The 19,293-nt window shown below is 49.8% G+C and carries 17 protein-coding genes; 10 read left to right on the forward strand and 7 right to left on the reverse strand.

Going from position 1 to position 19,293, the window contains the following annotated elements:
* The first annotated feature begins 70 nt into the window (after positions 1 to 70).
* From CLFS41_RS16150 to CLFS41_RS16185, 7 genes are all read left to right on the forward strand, one after another.
* Positions 71 to 1,576, forward strand: a complete 1,506-nt coding sequence (locus tag CLFS41_RS16150) for a UbiD family decarboxylase (RefSeq protein WP_242856886.1) — start codon at positions 71 to 73, stop codon at positions 1,574 to 1,576.
* Positions 1,561 to 2,121 carry a UbiX family flavin prenyltransferase gene (locus CLFS41_RS16155; protein WP_007860861.1) on the forward strand — a complete coding sequence of 187 codons (561 nt, stop codon included), beginning with the start codon at positions 1,561 to 1,563 and terminating at the stop codon, positions 2,119 to 2,121. Before CLFS41_RS16150 ends, CLFS41_RS16155 begins: the two co-directional genes overlap by 16 nt.
* A gap of 7 nt (positions 2,122 to 2,128) precedes the next feature.
* A complete protein-coding gene (locus tag CLFS41_RS16160) occupies positions 2,129 to 2,503 on the forward strand; it encodes a hypothetical protein (protein ID WP_045092833.1) in 375 nt (124 codons plus the stop codon).
* Between the two features lie 45 nt (positions 2,504 to 2,548).
* A complete protein-coding gene (locus tag CLFS41_RS16165) occupies positions 2,549 to 2,851 on the forward strand; it encodes a YciI family protein (RefSeq protein ID WP_045092834.1) in 303 nt (100 codons plus the stop codon).
* 88 nt (positions 2,852 to 2,939) lie between these two features.
* Positions 2,940 to 3,809, forward strand: coding sequence for a patatin-like phospholipase family protein (locus tag CLFS41_RS16170; protein ID WP_045092835.1), 870 nt, complete (start codon positions 2,940 to 2,942; stop codon positions 3,807 to 3,809).
* Positions 3,810 to 4,144: 335 nt separating this feature from the next.
* Positions 4,145 to 5,191: a hypothetical protein gene (locus tag CLFS41_RS16180; protein ID WP_045092837.1), complete on the forward strand. Its 1,047-nt coding sequence runs from the start codon at positions 4,145 to 4,147 to the stop codon at positions 5,189 to 5,191.
* Between the two features lie 160 nt (positions 5,192 to 5,351).
* Positions 5,352 to 6,671, forward strand: coding sequence for a replication-associated recombination protein A (locus tag CLFS41_RS16185; protein WP_347468551.1), 1,320 nt, complete (start codon positions 5,352 to 5,354; stop codon positions 6,669 to 6,671).
* A gap of 6 nt (positions 6,672 to 6,677) precedes the next feature.
* Here CLFS41_RS16185 and CLFS41_RS16190 read toward each other — a convergent pair whose 3' ends face one another.
* On the reverse strand, positions 6,678 to 9,533 hold the full coding sequence (locus tag CLFS41_RS16190) for a transporter substrate-binding domain-containing protein (protein WP_045092838.1): 2,856 nt from the start codon (positions 9,531 to 9,533) through the stop codon (positions 6,678 to 6,680).
* A 180-nt stretch (positions 9,534 to 9,713) separates the two neighbouring features.
* Here CLFS41_RS16190 and CLFS41_RS16195 point away from each other — a divergent pair, with 180 nt between their 5' ends.
* Positions 9,714 to 10,463 carry an SIMPL domain-containing protein gene (locus tag CLFS41_RS16195; RefSeq protein WP_045092839.1) on the forward strand — a complete coding sequence of 250 codons (750 nt, stop codon included), beginning with the start codon at positions 9,714 to 9,716 and terminating at the stop codon, positions 10,461 to 10,463.
* Positions 10,464 to 10,590: 127 nt separating this feature from the next.
* On the opposite strand, the gene CLFS41_RS29050 is transcribed toward CLFS41_RS16195, so the two are convergent.
* Genes CLFS41_RS29050 through CLFS41_RS16215 form a run of 4 tightly spaced genes read right to left on the reverse strand, consistent with a single transcriptional unit; the run spans position 10,591 to position 14,386 of the window.
* The gene (locus tag CLFS41_RS29050; RefSeq protein ID WP_052665777.1) at positions 10,591 to 11,316 is read right to left on the reverse strand and encodes a glycerophosphodiester phosphodiesterase family protein; all 726 of its coding nucleotides are present in this window, start codon (positions 11,314 to 11,316) and stop codon (positions 10,591 to 10,593) included.
* Between the two features lie 2 nt (positions 11,317 to 11,318).
* On the reverse strand, positions 11,319 to 12,653 hold the full coding sequence (locus tag CLFS41_RS16205; RefSeq protein ID WP_007860844.1) for an ABC transporter substrate-binding protein: 1,335 nt from the start codon (positions 12,651 to 12,653) through the stop codon (positions 11,319 to 11,321).
* Positions 12,654 to 12,669: 16 nt separating this feature from the next.
* A complete protein-coding gene (locus CLFS41_RS16210) occupies positions 12,670 to 13,497 on the reverse strand; it encodes a carbohydrate ABC transporter permease (protein ID WP_007860842.1) in 828 nt (275 codons plus the stop codon).
* A 16-nt stretch (positions 13,498 to 13,513) separates the two neighbouring features.
* A complete protein-coding gene (locus tag CLFS41_RS16215; RefSeq protein ID WP_045092840.1) occupies positions 13,514 to 14,386 on the reverse strand; it encodes a sugar ABC transporter permease in 873 nt (290 codons plus the stop codon).
* 208 nt (positions 14,387 to 14,594) lie between these two features.
* Between CLFS41_RS16215 and CLFS41_RS16220 the strand changes: the two genes are divergently transcribed.
* Positions 14,595 to 15,515 (forward strand): LysR family transcriptional regulator, encoded by a 921-nt coding sequence (locus CLFS41_RS16220; RefSeq protein WP_045092841.1) that lies wholly within the window; start codon positions 14,595 to 14,597, stop codon positions 15,513 to 15,515.
* Positions 15,516 to 15,517: 2 nt separating this feature from the next.
* On the opposite strand, the gene CLFS41_RS16225 is transcribed toward CLFS41_RS16220, so the two are convergent.
* Positions 15,518 to 16,873, reverse strand: coding sequence for an MATE family efflux transporter (locus CLFS41_RS16225; protein WP_007860839.1), 1,356 nt, complete (start codon positions 16,871 to 16,873; stop codon positions 15,518 to 15,520).
* A 209-nt stretch (positions 16,874 to 17,082) separates the two neighbouring features.
* Here CLFS41_RS16225 and CLFS41_RS16230 point away from each other — a divergent pair, with 209 nt between their 5' ends.
* Positions 17,083 to 18,555 carry a glutamate synthase-related protein gene (locus CLFS41_RS16230; RefSeq protein ID WP_007860838.1) on the forward strand — a complete coding sequence of 491 codons (1,473 nt, stop codon included), beginning with the start codon at positions 17,083 to 17,085 and terminating at the stop codon, positions 18,553 to 18,555.
* Here the strand turns inward: CLFS41_RS16230 and CLFS41_RS16235 are convergent.
* Entirely contained in the window at positions 18,542 to 19,066 is a 525-nt protein-coding gene (locus CLFS41_RS16235; RefSeq protein WP_007860836.1) for a ferritin family protein, read from the reverse strand. The genes CLFS41_RS16230 and CLFS41_RS16235 overlap by 14 nt on opposite strands.
* Positions 19,067 to 19,293: the final 227 nt, after the last annotated feature.

Genomic DNA, 19,293 nt, shown 5'->3' on the forward strand with positions numbered 1-19,293 from the left:
GGTAAAAAAATATAAACTATGGGTAGGAATAATGACATTGATCGGATCAAGGAGGAATAAAGCGGTGGAGATGACAAAGATGGAAAAGAAAAAGGCGGACACAAAAAATGGAAAGCATCCTGTAAAGGATCTGCGTTCGGCCCTGGAGCTGCTAAAAACAATCCCGGGACAGTATGCCGAGACAGATGTGGAGGTGGATCCAAGGGCGGAGCTTTCCGGCGTATACCGCCATATTGGGGCAGGCGGTACGGTGATGCGCCCCACCAAAGAGGGACCGGCCATGGTGTTTCATAAGATCAAGGGACATCCGGATGCAAGAGTTGCCATTGGTGTCCTGGCTTCCAGGACACGGGTGGCCGCGCTTCTTGACTGTGAGCCCCAGAATCTGGGGAAACGGCTTTGGGAATGTGCATCCAACCCCATACAGCCCGTGCTGATAGAAGGGGACGCTCCCTGCCAGGAGGTGGTGCACCGGTCTGATGAACCAGGGTTTGACCTTGCAAAGCTGGTGCCTGCGCCCACTAACACACCGGATGACGCGGGACCTTATATCACTTTGGGAATGTGCTATGCCAGCCATCCGGACACAGGTGTCAGTGATGTGACCATCCACAGGCTGTGCATCCAGGGAAAGGATGAACTTTCCATCTTTTTCACCCCGGGTGCCCGCCACATAGGGGCAATGGTGGAGAGAGCGGAGGAATTGGGCCGCAGCCTGCCCATATCGGTGAGCATCGGGGTGGATCCGGCCATTGAGATCGGTTCCTGCTTTGAGCCGCCCACCACGCCCCTGGGCTATGATGAGCTTTCCATTTCCGGAGCACTCAGAGGAGAGCCGGTAAAACTGTGCCGCTGTCTGACCGTGGACCAGCGCGCCATTGCAAATGCGGAGTATGTCATTGAGGGGGAAGTGTGTCCAGGCGTAAGGGTACAGGAGGACCAGAACAGCCATACCGGGTATGCCATGCCTGAATTCCCCGGATACACAGGGCCTGCCAGCAGCCAGTGCTGGATTATTAAGGTAAAGGCAGTGACCCACAGGCTCCATCCCGTGATGCAGACCTGCATTGGCCCCAGCGAGGAGCATGTCTCCATGGCGGGCATCCCCACCGAGGCCAGCATTTACGGAATGGTGGAAAAGGCCATGCCGGGCAGGCTGCAAAATGTATACTGCCCATCGGCCGGTGGAGGAAAATATATGGCGGTGCTGCAGTTTGAGAAAAAGACGGAGAGCGATGAGGGGCGCCAGCGCCAGGCTGCCCTGCTGGCCTTTTCCGCCTTCAGCGAGCTTAAGCATGTATTCCTGGTGGATGAGGATGTGGACTGTTTTGATATGAGTGATGTGCTGTGGGCCATGAATACGAGGTTCCAGGGAGATACGGATATCATAACCATTCCGGGAGTGCGATGCCATCCCCTGGATCCATCCAATTCCCCGGAATACAGCGTTAGCATACGGGGCAAAGGAATTGCATGCAAAACAATCTTTGACTGTACCGTGCCCTTTGGACTTAAGGAAACGTTTAAGCGGGCACGCTTTATGGAGGTGAACCCTGACATATGGCTGAAAAATTAGTTATTGGGATCAGCGGAGCATCGGGGGCACCCATTGCCATTGCCCTGTTAAAGGAACTGAGAAGATCCGGCATCGGAACTCATCTGGTTATATCCAGGGGAGGGGAACTGACCATTGACCAGGAGACCGGATACGGGCTGGAGGAGGTGAAGCGGCTGGCCGGCACAGTGTATGACAACCAGGACCTGGGCGCTTCACTGGCCAGCGGAAGCTTCAAAACCCTGGGGATGGCAGTGGTGCCCTGCAGCATGAAGACCCTGGCGGGAATCCACAGCGGATACAGCGACAGCCTTCTTCTCAGAGCCGCGGACGTAACCATAAAGGAGCGGCGAAGGCTGGTTCTGGTCACCAGGGAATGTCCCCTGAGCCCCATCCATTTGCGCAACATGTATGAACTGTCCCAGATGGGCGCCGTCATCCTTCCTCCGGTGATGAGCTATTACCAGAGGCCGGAGACCATTGAGGAGATGACCGTCCATGTTGTGGGAAAGATAATGGATCAGTTTGGCCTGGAATGCCAGTCCTTCCGGCGCTGGGAAGGGTAGGTCCTGTATGGAAAAAAATATGGAAGGGGAACTGGCCATTACAAAGACCATCACATTTTCCCACGTCCGGGGCACCATCACGGCCCGCGCCTTCCGGCTGGACAAGGGCGCCGTCATACTGGTTACAGGAGGCACCAGGACCCATGTGGGGGCGTTCAGCCGGGCTGTTCCGGGCCAGGAAACCATGACCATCCAGTTTCCGGGACACAGGGACGGCGTCATCAGCGGACACTGGGCGGAGGAGATCAGCCGGCTGCTTAAAGAACCGGTGACCGTGGAATGCGGAATCCATTTTGATGATCTTTCCGGAGATGAGATCCAAATAATCCTGGGGCTTTGCGGGGAAATGCTGGAAAGCCTGTGCAGGTGCTGGAATCCGTAGTATAATAAAGTAATACGGCAGCATCCTATTAGCAGGAGGAACGATATGAAATATTATATGGTAGAGGGAATCATACAAAATGCGGAAAATATGAATGATCATATTATGAAACAGCACATGGCCTACACCCAGAAAGCCATGGATCGGGGAATGATACTGATCTCCGGGCTGAAGGCTGATATGAGCGGGGGCATGTTCATCATGAGAGCAGAGACCCTGGAAGAGACAGAACACTATCTGGCCAATGAACCGTTTTGTCTGAACGGGATCCAGGAGTATAAGGTGATTGAATTTAATCCCCATTACCTGAACCCATCGACAGAAAGCTGGATGGAATCCACAAAATGAATCCATAAACCATTGCCCGGACTAAAACATAAAGATCCTCTCCGGCATACCTTAATCTATAAGGTATGTAAACCGGAGGGGATTTTTTATGGAATATGGCCTGGCCCTGGCGGGCGGCGGCACCAGAGGTGCGGCACATGTGGGCGTGTTAAAGGCCCTGGAGGAAGCACGGATACTGCCCCCGGCAGTGGCGGGGACCAGCGCGGGCAGTATCGTGGCAGGGCTGTACGCTTCAGGAATGCCGGTCTCCGAGATGGAGAAGGTGGTAAAGCATTTGTCCAAACATGGAAATGACTATCTGGACCCGGATTATGCCGGACTTCTGGGATTTATGCCCCAGCTGCTGGCCGGCATGAATGTAAGCCTGTCCGGCCTTATAAAGGGAAAAAAGCTGCTGGCCTATTTTAATGAGCTGACAGGTGAGAAACAGCTGGATGAGTCCATTGTAAAGCTTGTGATCCCGGCAGTTGACCTGATGAGCGGCAGGACCCTGTGCTTTACCAATATAGATGAGGTCAGGGACCGGAAGGATCTGCACTGGGTGTGGGATGGGTATCTGTGCGAAGTGATGATGGCCAGTTCCAGCGTTCCGGCCATTTTCGCTCCCCTGGAGATGGGAAATTACAGACTGGTGGACGGAGGTGTTACCGACAATCTGCCTGAAAATCTTTTACAGAAAGCCGGAATCCAAACAGTCATATCAGTGGATATAGGAGGGCGGTACTGCGCCCCCTCGGATGATTCCATCCTGGAAACAGCCACCCATTCCTTTTCCATTATGAGCGAACGGCTGAAGGCATGCGGCTCCAACAGCGGATCGCTTTTACTTAAGCCTCCTCTTCCGGAAAGGGCCGGTCTTCTCACCTTTGACCAGATGATGGCGTGTATGGAAGCCGGATATCAATATACGAGAAAAATGATTCCGGAAATAAAGATGTGTCTATTCAGAAGAAGTTAAATCTTAAGTCCCTTCAACTTTGGAGGGACTTTGTCTATAATTTAAGTACAGTTAGTGAAATGGGGATATACCGTCTTTACTGCGGCCGGAATCCACACCGGGAGACTGAACCTGCAGATATGTGGTTTATGCCCCTGAGGCGGATTCGTGGACAGAGAGCGGTTAAGGTATATCTGAGGGAAGAGGTCTTAATACTGGGAAAAAGGGCCGGAGAGTTTTTCACAGTGACCAAACAGGGGGTATGCTAAAAAGCTTGGCGGCAATCGCTTTTTTATGTTATGATAATAATCAGTAAACCCAAGGAAAAGCGTGACAGCCGGACAGGAGCCACAAGTATGCGGATCACAGAGAACAAATGTCCCTGGTGCGGCAGGGACATTGAAAAACCCAGTTTCTACCGGGGCAGGTGCGGACATTGCAGCAAAACCTATGAAAGTTTTTTATTCCTCTATAACCGGGACCGTTTTACGGGAAGATCCAACAGCCGCAGTGAGATGAGCCTTCCCGTATATTATCTCATCACACTGCTCCCCCTTGCATTTCTGGTGAAGTACAGCTTCAGGGCATTTAAAAACAGCTTTGGCAGCGGTATCATCAGTCTTGTGATGTGCGTTCTCTATGTATATTTGGCCTATATGAGGCGTGTACACGTGTATCTTAAAAAGGTGGAAAAGAGTGGGGAACAGGACGCCCAGGAGAACGGCGGAGAGAGGGAGCAGAAGAACAACGGGGACCGGGCGCAGGGGGATTCCCATGAAGAAGCTGACGGGGACCGGGATGCTGACAATGCGCCCGTTGTGGTGAGAAAGGTGTTCTTATCAGATGATCTCAGCTGCGGGTTCTACCACACGGAGATGGAGATAGAAATGTTCCATCCAGAGGACGGTTCCTCTAAGGGGCGTCAGGCAGTTGTATTTCACATGACAGAGAATCTGGATATTCTCATGGAGGTGCCGGAGAATGCGCCCTTGATTTTCAAACAGCCGGGCATTCCCTTTAAACTGTATGACCGGGAAGGCATATGGGTAAATCATGGGATCACCCTGGAACTTGCCGGTGACCATCCCGATCTTTTCCAGGTACAGCTGTCCCTTCCAAGTGAGGCGGGTAAACTGAGCCGGGATGTGTATTATACGGCAATTGTCCGAATGGGCGAGGAGAAGGAACTGTTTTACGCAGTCCTGGACTGCCGGGACGGACTGGAGAGCCTGAAGACCGGAAAGGAGGTCTATGAGGTGAAGCTGTACCACCAGGATCAGGTCCAGAAGAAGCTGGCTATACCAGCGGACCTGCGCCTGTATCATGAGGACCGGACCCTGGTGTGTAACGGAACGGTTACATACTATTTTGCAAAGCGTTATTTGTTTGAATATCCGGGATGAAAAAAACGTAGGATTCTGAGGGATGACACCCTTTGGGATCCTACGTTTTATGTTGCGGGAAATAGATTGACTCTTTCTCAGGCATCCCATATACTTAGGCTAGAATGAATTTGGTTTTCACAGACCTGTAGTGTATAGATTCTGGAAGGAGCGCATGATCATGATGGAGCAGATGTCGTTGTTTGACGACCGTGAAGTATACAACCCCCTGGCCAGCCGGCTGAGGCCGGAGGATCTGGATGGATTTGTGGGACAGGAGCATCTTTTGGGGAAGGGGAAGCTTCTTCGCCAGCTCATAGAGCAGGATAAGATCCCTTCCATGATCTTCTGGGGACCGCCGGGAGTGGGGAAGACAACCCTGGCCGGCATTATCGCTCACAAAACACATGCCCAGTTCATCAATTTCAGCGCTGTTACCAGCGGTATCAAAGAGATCAAGGACGTGATGGCCCAGGCTGAGAACAGCCGCAGAATGGGGATCAAAACCGTTGTTTTCGTGGACGAGATCCACCGTTTCAACAAGGCCCATCAGGATGCCTTTTTGCCCTATGTGGAAAAGGGAAGCATCATACTCATCGGAGCCACCACGGAGAATCCCTCCTTTGAGATTAACGGGGCTCTTCTTTCCCGGTGCAGGGTATTTGTACTTCAGGCACTGACCCAGGAGGACCTGACAAAACTTTTAAAGATTGCCATCCGCAGTGAGAAGGGACTGGGTTATCTGAATGTGGATATTGATGACCATATGCTGGATATGATCGCGATGTTTGCTGCCGGAGATGCCAGAACCGCGCTGAACACATTGGAGATGGCAGTGACCAACGGAGAGATCGGCGCAGATAAGACAACGGTCACCATGGAAGTGCTGAAACAGTGTATTGGAAAGAAAAGCTTTTTGTACGATAAAAAGGGTGAGGAGCATTATAACATTATATCAGCCCTCCACAAATCCATGCGCAACACGGACCCGGATGCGGCCGTGTACTGGCTGGCCCGGATGCTGGAGGCAGGGGAGGATCCCTTATATGTGGCCCGCCGCCTGATCCGCTTTGCCAGCGAGGATATAGGGATGGCGGACAGCCATGCCCTTCCCCTGGCAGTGGCAGCCTATGAGGCATGTCATTTTCTGGGCATGCCAGAGTGCAATGTGCATCTGAGCCACGCGGTGATCTATCTGTCCATGGCCCCTAAATCCAATTCCGCCTATGTGGCCTATAATGCGGCCAAAGAGGATGCCCAGGCCACAATGGCGGAAACCGTTCCGCTGAATATAAGGAACGCTCCCACAAAGCTGATGGAAGAGCTGCACTACGGCAGCGGATATGTGTATGCCCATGACACCGAACAAAAGGTGGCGCGTATGCAGTGCCTGCCGGACGGGCTTTTGGGCAGGACATACTATCATCCCCATGGACAGGGGGCTGAACCTGAGGTAAAGAAGCGGCTGGATGAAATAAAGGCGTGGAAAGCAGGGCAATAAGGCCCCTTATGCGTTCCGTATATTTTCTTCAAGCACCTTTAGCAGATAATCCATATCCACTGGTTTTGACACAAACCCGGTCATGCCCGCTTTGGCAGCTGCATCGGAGTCTTCCTTAAAGGAGTTGGCAGTCATTGCAATGATCGGCACTGAGGCGCTGTCCGGATGGGAGCTGGAGCGGATGTTTACGGTTGCGTCCAGTCCGTCCATGACAGGCATCCGGATATCCATCAATATGGCCTGGTATTGTCCGGCAGGGCCTCCGGTGAACAGGTCCAGGGCCTCCCGGCCATTGCAGGCCCTGTCCACCTGTGCTCCCCACATCTGAAGCAGCTCAACGGCGATCTCTGCATTCAGGTCATTGTCCTCAGCCAGCAGGATGCGTACTCCCTTAAGGCTTACTGTCTCCGCGTGTCCCGTCTCCATATGGTCAGGGGCCGGAGATAACTTCGGGGTCTCCTGGGTGCATTGGGAGAGGGGGAAGCGGAGAAGGAAAAAGAATTCAGATCCCTTATCGGGAATGCTGTGTAATTCCAGTTTACCGCCCATGGCCTGGACAATGCTGCTGCTGATAGGAAGGCCCAGTCCCGTGCCTTCACTTCTGGATACCGAGGATCCCAGCTGTTCAAAGGAATCAAAGATCCGCTTCTGGTATTCCAGGGGGATCCCCACTCCATTATCCCTTACAGAGAACAGGAAGGATGCGGTTCCCATGTCTGAATCCGTCTCATGGACCAGAATCTGGACCAGGCCCCCTTTGGGGGTGAATTTGATCGCGTTGGAGAGCAGGTTTACAAGCACCTGGCGCAGCCGCACCGGATCCCCGTCTATGCTGGAATGCGAAAGCCTAAAATCCACTTCAAACCGAAGCTGCCTGGCTTCCGCCTGGGTGCGCATCATGCTTTCCAGATCATCCAGAAGGTTCCTGAGTGAAAACGTCTCCGGAGAGATCTGCAATTTTCCGTTTTCGATCCTGGACATATCCAGTATGTCATTGATCAGGGACAGAAGGTACTGGGAGGAGGAGAGTATCTTTTTTAAATTGGTCTCCACCTGGGCTGGGAGATGTTCTTCCATGCAGGTCAGGTTTGCCAGTCCCATGATGGCATTCATGGGGGTCCGTATCTCGTGGCTCATCCTGGACAAAAATTCTCCCTTGGCTTTACTCTTGGCCTCTGCTTTTTCCAGCTCACTTTGGATCATGGAATTTTTTAAGCGAGCCCTCATGATCATGACCAGGGAAGCGGCTGCCATGAGCACAAATGCGCTGAAGATGCTTATAAAGGCCAGCGGATTGGCGTAGATCAGTTCAGACATGGACATGGAGGAATATCCCATGGATACCATGTTGCGGTTTGTCAGGGCATTCCTTTCACCCGTGGACAGGTTGCCGATCGCTTTGTTCAAAATCGTCATAAGGTTGGGATTGATGGGGCGGTCCATGGCAAAACATATTTCAGTGCTGTTGTTAATACTGCTGATAGGAACCACATTGGCGTACCGGTGATTCTGCATCTCCTGTTCAATGGAGGAGGAAAGGCCATAAGCAAAATCCACCTCATTGCTGTTGACAGCACGCAGGCAATCCTCCGGGCTGTCATAATACCGAATCTGGGAGCAGGGGATTCCGGCGGGCATAAAACGTCCGTTCATGATACCGGCAGTAAGTCCTTCCGATGGATAGTTGCCAGACTTATTCTTGACAATAATGTTGTTAAGGTTCATGTAGGACCGGGATAGGGCAAGGCCGTTCTGGGCAGCGTATTCCTGTGGATCCAGATAATATCCCAGTATATCGGCCTTTCTGTCCTTTACCAGTTCCACTGCCTCCTCATAGGTCTTTGTAAATACATAATTAAATGTAAAGCCTGAGTAATCAGAAATATTTGCAAGCAGGTCAGGCAATATGCCGCTGTGGTGGTCTGAGTTATTATTCAGACAATAAAAAGGATGCCAGTTTTCCACGGCAGCCACTGTGACCGTTTTCTTTTGCGCAACATAATCCAGTTCCTCCTGGCTCAACTGGATTTTGGAAGTGTCCACGTTCTGAAAATTCTTTTCATATCTTTCATCTGAGAATCTAGGTTCGGAATCCAGGATCTTTTCCAATCCCAGATTCAGCCCGTCCAGGATCTCCTGATTCCCCGGTCTGGTTACAATATAATATGGCTGGGCGGTAAATTCAGCAGCGATCCTGAAGTCAGTGCCCGCCTCTGTTTCATTGCCCAGAAGGAGATCCACATCCCCGTTTTCCAGAAAACGATACAGATCCCCTTCTGAGGACAAATTTTCTTTGGAATAGACCCGGACTCCGCACTGGATGCTGTTGAGCTGGAGGAAGTCTCTGAGCCGGCGGATTTTTTCATCAGCCTGCCCGTATACGCCGATTATCTTTCCGTTTAGGGTATTGAGTTCATAGCTTTTTATATCAGGGTCATCTTTGCGGCACAGGAGGACCGCTTTGCTGTTGCCCATGCTGTATTTGGGATATGCCATGTATTGTTCAAGGGATGGGAGATAATAAGCTCCTCCCACAAGATCGAATTTACCCTCAATGAATTCATCAATCAGATCATTGGGATCCGCCTCCACATATATATAATCCCAATTATTATATTTGGCGATCTCGTTTAGATAATCGATCATCAGTCCGTGGAGATTTCCAAAGGCATCCACGGTGCAGATGCCGGGAGTCTGGGAATAACCAACGGTCAGGACCTTGGGCTCAGAGTCAGGTATGTCCTGTATGTACTCCTGGCTGTCCGGTTTTTGGGAAGCATAAAAAGGGGCTGTCCAAACCGGGAGCAGGATAGCCAGGGCAAGTACGATATATATGGTTGTGCTGCGAACATATTTCTTCATGGTTGTGCTGCTTCCTTTCAACTTGGTTCCGGAAAACTACGCTTCCATTCTACCACGCTTTTCACTCCATAAGCAACAGAATGGCGGTTATTTGCCAGAAAATATTAAGGAAACCGTTATATGTATTTAACAGGCCCCATGCTATACTGAATATAGTTCATAAAAAGGAGGTTTTGTGGGATGCGGGAGTACAGATCAGTGATCATTGCCCTGATCGCAGCGGTCAGTGCAGTTGCCTGCGTGATGATCTTTACCAGTGGGCTGGTAGACTACAAGAAAAGCGCAGGAGGCAGCGGTATTACGGCCACGGGCTCGGCCAGCTGTGATTTTGAGTCGGACCTGATCGTGTGGAGAGGCAGTTTTTCCGTGCGGGGCAACACGCCCAAGGAGGCGTACAGCGTGATCAAGAAGGATGCCGGGCTGGTAAAGAAGTATCTGGAGGATAACCAGGTGTCGGAGGATGAGATGGTATTCAGTTCCATTAACATTTCCCAGAAATACACATCCAGATATGATGATGAGGGAAGGTATCTGGGAGATGAACCGGACGGATATGAGCTGACCCAGACCATGACGGTATCTTCCTACGATATCGATAAGGTGGAGGCGATCTCCAGGGATATCTCCACATTGATCGAGGCAGGGGTGGAACTGGAATCCAATCAGCCGGAGTATTATTATACAGAGCTGGATGAGATGAAACTGGACCTGATTGAGAAGGCAACCGCCAATGCCAAGAAGCGGGTGGATATCATAGCATCGGGAACAGGGGGCACACCAGGGACGCTTCTCAGCGCCAATCTGGGAGTATTCCAGATCACGGCCAGGAATTCCAGTTCCGAGTCCTACAGCTATGACGGAGCCCTGGATACCAGCTCACGGCTTAAAACGGCCATGATCACGGTGCGGCTGAATTACAGCGCGCGGTAAGGAGCCAGGGATCTGAGGCGCCCTTGTCCATTGAGGGTATAGATAAGATGACAGACAAAAAGTGCTGTACCGGGTATGATTGGAAAATCATAAACGGGGCAGCACTTTTCTAATGAGACAGATTATTTTAGGAGAGCTTATCCAGTCCTGCTTTTTTCATCGCAGCAGTCAATTTATCAGGAAAATTGATCGTCATTCCTCCGTCCACCCCATAGGCGATACATTTTCCCATCCTGTTCTCATCCGTGATTCCCCATGCCCTGACAGAAAAGCCTTCTTTTTTCAGCTGCTTTACGTTATCTGCATTAAGCATATCCACATGGGGACAGACCTGAAAGCAATTTATTGCCTTGGCCTCCCCTATAACCTGGGAGGTTGGATTCCGGAACAGGTATCCAATACGTACATCTGCGTCATGTTTTCTTAAACAGACCAGGGAACTGTAATTAAATGATGTGAAAATACATTTATCCGCAGCCCCGTGGCTTTTAATGATATCCAGGGCATCTGCTTCAACCCCGTTTTCCTTTAGTTCAATGGCAAAGGTCAGTTGACGGTAGCCGAAATAGTACATGAATTCATCCAAAGTTACGATGTGATCCGGAATAAATCCCGGTCTTCCGTAGATCATCACCTTCCTCAGCTCCTGAAGCGTGTAACGGTCCACTCCACCCTGAAGACCTGCTGCCTGCTCAAGGGTGGCATCATGAAAGAGAACAAGCTGTCCATCCTTTGTCCTTCTGATGTCTGTCTCGATTCCGTTTGCCCCCATTTCCAGCCCCAGATAAAATGCGGAAAGGGTGTTTTCAGGAGCATAAGCGCTGGCTCCTCTGTGCGCGTAATTTATAAACATGATCATTTACCTGCATATTCATTTAGATATTTTTCTATTTTACCATCTATTTCTGCCAAACGTCCATCCAGATCCACATCGGGTTCTGCTTCCACGGAATCTACCAGGCTCATGACCTCACTCCATACCAAAGAGTCGGCCGGATTCACTGCGGCACCGCCCAGATACGGAAGCTGTTCATTAACCACCTGGCGGTTTGGATCCTCCAGATATTTCCTGTAGGTTTCTGTATCAGTGGCACCATTGGTTACAGGTATATAGCCTGAGGTCAGACAGTTTGAGGCAACCCTCTCATCATCCAGCATAAATTCCACAAACATAGTGGCTGCTTTTTGTTTTTCAGGGGTTGTCTTAAACAGTCCAAGTCCGTTTCCGCCCATGGTAATATCCATTGTATTGACCCGGGGAAAGGATGCCAGAGCAATCTCAAATTTACCATCCACCAGTTTTTCTACTTTGGCATAGCTTGCACAGGAAGTCATGAGCATTCCGATCTTCCCATTACAGAAGTCTTCCTGAGCGGTGGAATGCTGATTTTTAGGCATGCTTCCATCCACATTGGCCATCTGGGATACTTGTTCAAAAATCTTTTTCACAGGCTCTGTATTCATCTGTGGTTTGTTGCCTGCAATAGGCGCCGTAGAGCTGTTGTACATTAACGCCATTATATACCAGGGATAATCGCTGTGAAAAGTAAACCCATAATTGCCGGTCACATCCTTGATTTCCTTTGCGGCAGAAACCACATCTTCCATGGTCTTGGGAACGGGAATGCCTGCCTGGTCAAACATGGTTTTGTTGTAATACAGCATAGGCATGCTGTTCTGGAAGGGAAGGATCACTTTTTTATCCTTGTAGGTAAAACGTTTCCAAAAGCCCGGAAGAATGTCATCCATGATATCCTTTGAAATATAATCCTCCACTGGAAGAAGATAACCGCTGTCATACATCTGGGCAAGCCCGTGACGCTGTCCCAGCTGTGCCACATCCGGAAGCTTTTTTCCTGCAATTCCCGCCATCACTTTATTTACCATATCGTCATAGCCGCCCATGTAGGTTGCGTTTACTTTGATTCCTGTCTCCCTGGTGAACTCCTCACAAAGTTCAGCAAAGCAGTCCTCCTTGGTAGACCAGAATGTGATTTCATCCGCAGGCTCAATATCTGTCCCTGAAGACAGTGATTCCTGGGTCGTCCCCTGGGGATTCTGCGGTGAACTGGTTTGAGCGTCTGCAGATTCAGCCCCACTTTTTTCCTGAACAGCAGGGGTCTGCCCGCAGCCTGTCATTATAAGGGCTGCGGCCATACTGATTACCAGGCCATACATTTTTCTTTTCATGTTCGTTCTCTCCTTTTTATTTTATTCCTGATGTAAGCATTCCTTCCACAAAATACTTTTGAAGGAAAACAAACAGCATCATTACAGGTATCAGGATCATAGTGGAAGCAGCCATGATCATGGGCCATTGGGGACCCAGATCAGGTCTGATCAGATATCGCAGACCGATCTGCAGGGTCCGGAAACGGTTCTCATCCGTTACCATATAAGGCCACATATAGTTATTCCATGAATTTAGGAATGACAGCAGTGCCACCGTTGCTATACTGCTTTTGGCATTTGGAAGAATGATATGCCAGAATACCTGGATACTGCCGCATCCGTCCAGACTGGCTGATTGGATCAGGTCATCGGGCACGGTCATAAAAATCTGGCGCATCAGGAAAATATTAAATACATTTACCAGCTGCATCATAGCCACCCCAAAAGAGGTATTTACCAGGTTCAGCTTTTGAGCCAGAAGATAATTTGAAATAATGGCTGCCTCCTCGGGCAGGATGAGCATGGCCAGCATAAGAGAAAAAAGCGTTTTTTTAAACGGAAATTGCAGTTTGGCAAAGGCATATGCCGCCATGGAGCAGAATGTGGTCTGGCAGACAACGGAAATGGCTGCCGCTTTCATGCTGTTGATGAAAAATGCTCCAAAGGGTGCTGCATTCCAGGCATCCACATAATTTTCAAATTTCCAACTGCTGGGGAAAAGGTGAAAGTTTTCAACAAACACATCCTGTTCCTCCTTAAAGGAAGCACATATCATCCACAGGAAAGGAAACAATATGACTGCAGCAAAGGAGATCAGGATTAAATGCCTTATAAAGTCATAGACCGTAAATCGTTTCTTCATAACCTGTTTTCCTCTCTTATATGTCATAATTTACATATTTCTCAAAAGCCATCTGAACAAAATTAATGATAAGGACTGTTAAAAGCATAATAACTGCCACTGCTCCACCATATCCTACCCGAAATTGCTCAAATGCCTGTACAAACATGTAGGTGAGCATATTTGTGGTAGCGGAATCCGGCCCTCCTGATGTCATGACATTGATCTGTGTAAATACTTTAAATGCCTCGATCGTCACTGTGATCACCAGCATAAAGGTAGTGGGGGAAACCAAAGGCGCTTCTATGAGCCAAAGTTTCTGCAGTCTGCTGGCGCCATCGATCTCAGCTGCCTCCTTCAACTCATCTGACACATTTAACAGTGCTCCCAAATAAACCACGGCGCAAAAACCGGTTGTTTTCCAGCAATTCATCGCAACAAGGGATGGAAGCGCCGTCTTTTTGCTGTTTAGCCACTGCAGGGGTTCAATTCCCAGGAATTTCAGCAGCGTATTCAGTGTTCCGTACTGAGGATGATATATAAAAAGGAAGACGGCTGACATGGCTACCATGGATGTTACATAGGGGGCAAAAAAGATGGTTCTGTACAGCACATTGACCGCGCTTTTTCTGGCCAAAAGGGATGCAAGGAGAAATCCCAGGGCTATGGTTAGGGGAACAAACATTAGTGCATAGCGGACTGTAACGATCACGCTGTTTCTAAAATCCTGGCTGGTGAATAGCTCCTTATAATTATTGAGACCCACAAATTTCGGATCCCCCACAACCATATTCCAGGACGTAAAGCTTAAAAGTACGTTTCTTATGACTGGAAGAAAATTAAACAAGGTCAAACAGGCAAATGCCGGAAATAAAAGCAGCCCTGCGGCGATGACATCTGATCGTTTCATGCTGATGCCTCCTTATAAATAAATTTTATAAATCCTGACGAAATTCCCTCAATCTGTGTAATGATTGTCACATTTGGAATTATAAGATGAATATTGTCAAAAATGAAATACTTGTTTATAATAGATTTATAAAATAAATTTATAAGTAAAACTTATGAAAAAAACCTGTAAAACCTTGTCCTCTTTCTTGTAAAAAGGAGTTAAAATCATGCAGCTAAAGGATATTGAGTATATACGTACCATCGCAGAGGAGGGGAGCTTTTCTGCCGCTGCCGCCAAATGCTTCATAAGCCAGCCGGCCCTCAGCCTGGCGGTAAAACGGTTGGAACAGGAGTTGGGCATAAGCCTGTTTGAGAGAAGTACGCATTCCGTGAAATTGAGCTCTGCCGGGGAATTGTTTGTGTCAGAGGGAGAAAATATTTTAAGACTCAGCCATCAGCTGAAAGAACATATGGTAAATATTGCGCTCATGAAAAGAGGCAATATTCGGATGGGTATATCAACATTTTACAGTTCCTATTATCTGATCAAGATCCTTCCGTCCTTTTACAGGCTTTATCCGGGAATCCATATTGATATTGTGGAGGGGACTTCATTGGCTCTGGAGGAGATGGTATTAAAAGATGAGGTGGATTTTAGTTTGATCCCACTGCCTCTGCGAAGTGAAGGCTCCCTGGAATATCAGGTTTTGCAGCAGGAACAGATTCTGTTTGCTATTCCATCCTCCAGCCCTTTGCGCTCCAAACTGAAATCTTCCCTTGCCAGAGACTTCCCTTTTATTGACCTGTCTGATGCAAAGGATGAATCCTTTATCTTTTTAAAGCCGGAGCAGCGTTTTTACCGAATGGGGATGGATTTATGTAAGGCAGCCGGATTTCGGCCGAACATTCTGTATGAGCTTACCAATTGGGATGCCATCAATACTTTGATCGGGGTTGGGATGGGAGTTGGCTTTGTACCGGAATTAGTGACGGAACGAATCCATAAAAATATCCGGCAGCCTATATACTGCCGGATTCTCAACCAAACTGCCATCCGCTCCTATGCGGTGGTTTATAAAAAACATAAGGATCTTTCCCTGGAGGCAATGGACTTTATTAAATTTTTACCCCATCTTTTCCATAATTAGGATTACTTTTCCCCAAGAGGCCGTACCTTCTCCACATAGATCTTCCGAAACAGGATGGAACTGAGCACTACCGAGGTGATCTCAGCCAGGGGGATGGAGTACCATACCATGTGGAGCCCAAAGGTCCTGGCAAAAAAGTACGCCAGGGGAAGGATACATACCAGCTGCCTGGCTACGGATACCATCAGGCTGTAGACGCCGTTGCCCATGGCCTGGAACACGGAACCTACGATGATGCAGTATCCGGCAAACAGGAAGCTGAGGCTGATGATGCGCAGGGCCGGGACGCCGATGGACAGCATGTCCGCGTCCGCCTGGAAGAGCATGAGCAGCTGCGGGGTCATGAGCTGGAACACGGTCAGTCCGATGAACATGATCCCCACCGCGATCCCAATGCTTAAACGCACGGTTTCCATGATACGCTTCCGGTTCCTGGCTCCATAGTTGTAGGCAATAATAGGGATCATGCCGTTGTTGAGGCCGAAGATGGGCATGAATATAAAGCTCTGAAGCTTAAAGTAAACGCCGAACACAGCCACCGCTGTCTCTGAAAAGGTGATAAGGATCTTGTTCAGGCCAAAGGTCATAACCGAACTGATGGACTGCATTATAATGGAAGGAACGCCCACCTGGTAGATGACGGATATGGTCCTTCCATGGGGACGAAAGCCCTTAAAACTGATGCGCACATCCTTATTCTTGGCGTGATTCAGGCATCCGGCCAGCACCATGGCCACGATCTGTCCAAACACGGTGGCAGCGGCAGCGCCCTGGATCCCCATCTTGGGCATACCCGCCAGACCAAAGATCAGGATGGGGTCCAGAATGATGTTGATAATGGCCCCTGTTCCCTGGGTGATCATGCAGTAGAAGGTTTGCCCCGTGGACTGGAGGATCCTCTCGAACATCATTTCCCCAAACAGGCCAAAGCTGAAAATGCAGACGATCTGCAGGTATTGAACGCCGTATTCAATGATAACGGGATTATCTGTCTGGCTTTCAAAGAACAGCCTTGCCCCAAACAGGCCAAAGACTGCAAATACCAGAAAGCTTAGAAATGCCAGAAACAGTCCGTTGGCAGCCGCCAGATTGGCATTCTTGGCATTTTTTTCGCCCAGGGAGCGGGACAGCAGGGCATTGACGCCCACGCATGTTCCAGCGGAAACCGCGATCAGCAGGTTTTGGATGGGGAACGCCATGGAGACCGCGGTGAGGGCCGCCTGATTGATCATGGAAACAAAGACACTGTCCACGATATTATACAGGGCCTGGACCAGCATGGAAATGATCATGGGCAGGGACATGGAGATCAGTAATCTGCGGACGGGCATGGTGCCCATCTTGTTTTCTTGTGACATGTAATAACATCCTTTCTCATTTGTGCATAGTGGTTATTGTAACATTATCCATATAGTAAAGTCAATGGGCGCAGGTATTATGAAGGCAGGCGGGGGATCTGCTTTTTAATGTTTGCTGAATATTGTCTGGACAGACGGTGGGATTTATGGTATATTTAAAACAGTAACGATTACTATTATTGTAAGACGGATAAGAAAGGGGTAAAGTTATGGCAATATACCGCTGCAGGTTCTGTGGTTCCATGTATGATGAAGAAAAAGAGGGGGTTCCGGTCCGTGAATTAAAGGTCTGTCCGGTTTGCAGAGTTGCCTCCGATAAGCTGGTGCCGGCCGGGGGTGTCCCCAGCGTGTCCGGGAATGAGAGCCGTCTGTCCGGGTCTGTGTCCGCCCCGGCCGCCCCCGTATCTGCTGCCCCGGCCTCGGCCGCATCCGCCCCGGCTTCCCCGGAGAAAAGGGAAGCCCTTCCCTATGATCCGGAATACGCAAGGTTAGGCACGGACAGCCGGTATATGGATGAGATCCATGAGATGGCTGTCAAGGGCAAGTCCATCATAGCTGCCATGGGCACACAGATGAGTATGCCGGGATGGGATGACATCCTGTTTTTAGGCGCCCAGTTAAATCCCATGCCGTTAGATGAGCACGCGCCGGTGAAGACGGAGACCATCATTGGCAAAAAGGCCAGGAAGCCTATGGTATTGGAGCATCCGGTCTACATTTCCCATATGTCCTTTGGCGCCCTGTCAAAGGAGACAAAGACAGCCCTGGCAATGGGCAGCGCAATGGCGCGCACTGCCATGTGTTCCGGTGAAGGGGGGATCCTCCCGCAGGAGAGGGAGGCCGCATACAAGTATATATTTGAATACGTACCAAACCTGTACAGTGTGTCGGAGGAGAACCTGCGGCGTGCAGATGCAATTGAGATTAAGATCGGACAGGGCACAAAGCCGGGAATGGGCGGTCATCTGCCCGGCAGCAAGGTGACACCGGAGATTGCGGCTGTGCGCGGCAAGCCCTTGGGCCGGGATGTGATCAGTCCCTCCCGTTTCCCGGGGATCGACTCCAAGGAAGACCTGAAGGCTCTTGTGGACAGGCTCAGGGAGGAGTCTGAAGGCAGGCCCATTGGAATTAAGATCGCGGCAGGCAGGATCGAAAAGGATCTGGAGTTCTGCGTGTATGCAGGACCGGATTTTATTACCATAGACGGCCGGGGCGGAGCCACGGGGGCCAGCCCCAAGCTGATCAGGGACTCCGCCAGCGTACCTACCATCTATGCCCTGTACCGGGCAAGAAAATATCTGGATGAGGTGGGAGCGGACATGGAACTGGTGATCACAGGCGGGCTCAGGGTGTCCTCCGACTTTGCAAAGGCTCTGGCAATGGGTGCCGATGCGGTGGCCATCGCATCAGCGGCCCTGATCGCAGCGGCCTGCCAGCAGTACCGCATCTGCGGGACCGGTATGTGCCCGGTTGGGGTGGCTACCCAGGATGAGGCTCTGCGCCGCCGCCTGCCTATGGATGCGGCAGCGCAGAGGGTGGCAAACTTTTTAAATGTCTCTCTGGAGGAGATAAAGACCTTTGCAAGGATCACGGGCCACCACAATATTCATGACATGGATGTGGATGACCTGTGCACCATCAGCAGGGAGATCTCTGAGTTCACAAATATCAGACATGCATAGAGCAGCTGGAAGCATAGACCTGTTCCAGGATTTCCACATGAAGCCGTTCATCCATGATGATACGGCGCAGGTTTTCCGTGATATTTTCATCCCGTATGTATGATATCTGGTGCTGATACTTGCTGATGGCCGCCTTCTCACTGTCGATGGCATTGCGCATCAGGGCAGGAAGTTCCCGGGGATACTGGTTGTAGCTGGGAGACCAGTAAGTCCTTTTGCATCCGTACTGGGTCCACATCCTGGGATCTTCTCCCAGCTGCAATGCTAATTTTCCAAAAATTTCCAGATGGTGCATTTCCACAATGCTGATCCTGCGGAAAACATCGGCAATCTCCTTATTTGATTCCGTCATCAGATTGTTATAAACATAAAGGCTTATGGCTGACATCTCAGAATTGGCGCCGCCTACATTGTCCAGTATGACCCTGGCATAGGCCGGATTCTTTTCCTCAGCCTTTACTGGCGGGTACGGCATGTCTGAGGAAAAATGGAAATGATCCAAGGATAACATGGTGAGCTCCTTTATAATATAAAGTTTTCATAGTGTAATGTATGAAATATGACTATGGAATATACAAATTTTCTAAAAATCAAAAGTTGTAAATTTTGGTTCTTGACTTTAGCGGATGAATGTACTATTTTATTAGATAAATAATTAAAAGCAATGAAAGAGACTCTTGCCTGAGAAATGTAACAGGAAGGAAGGCGTCACCGACTGAGAGCGCCTCCGCGCAGGAC

Source organism: Clostridium sp. FS41 (genome assembly GCF_000954015.1).
GTDB classification, from domain to species: domain Bacteria; phylum Bacillota; class Clostridia; order Lachnospirales; family Lachnospiraceae; genus Enterocloster; species Enterocloster citroniae.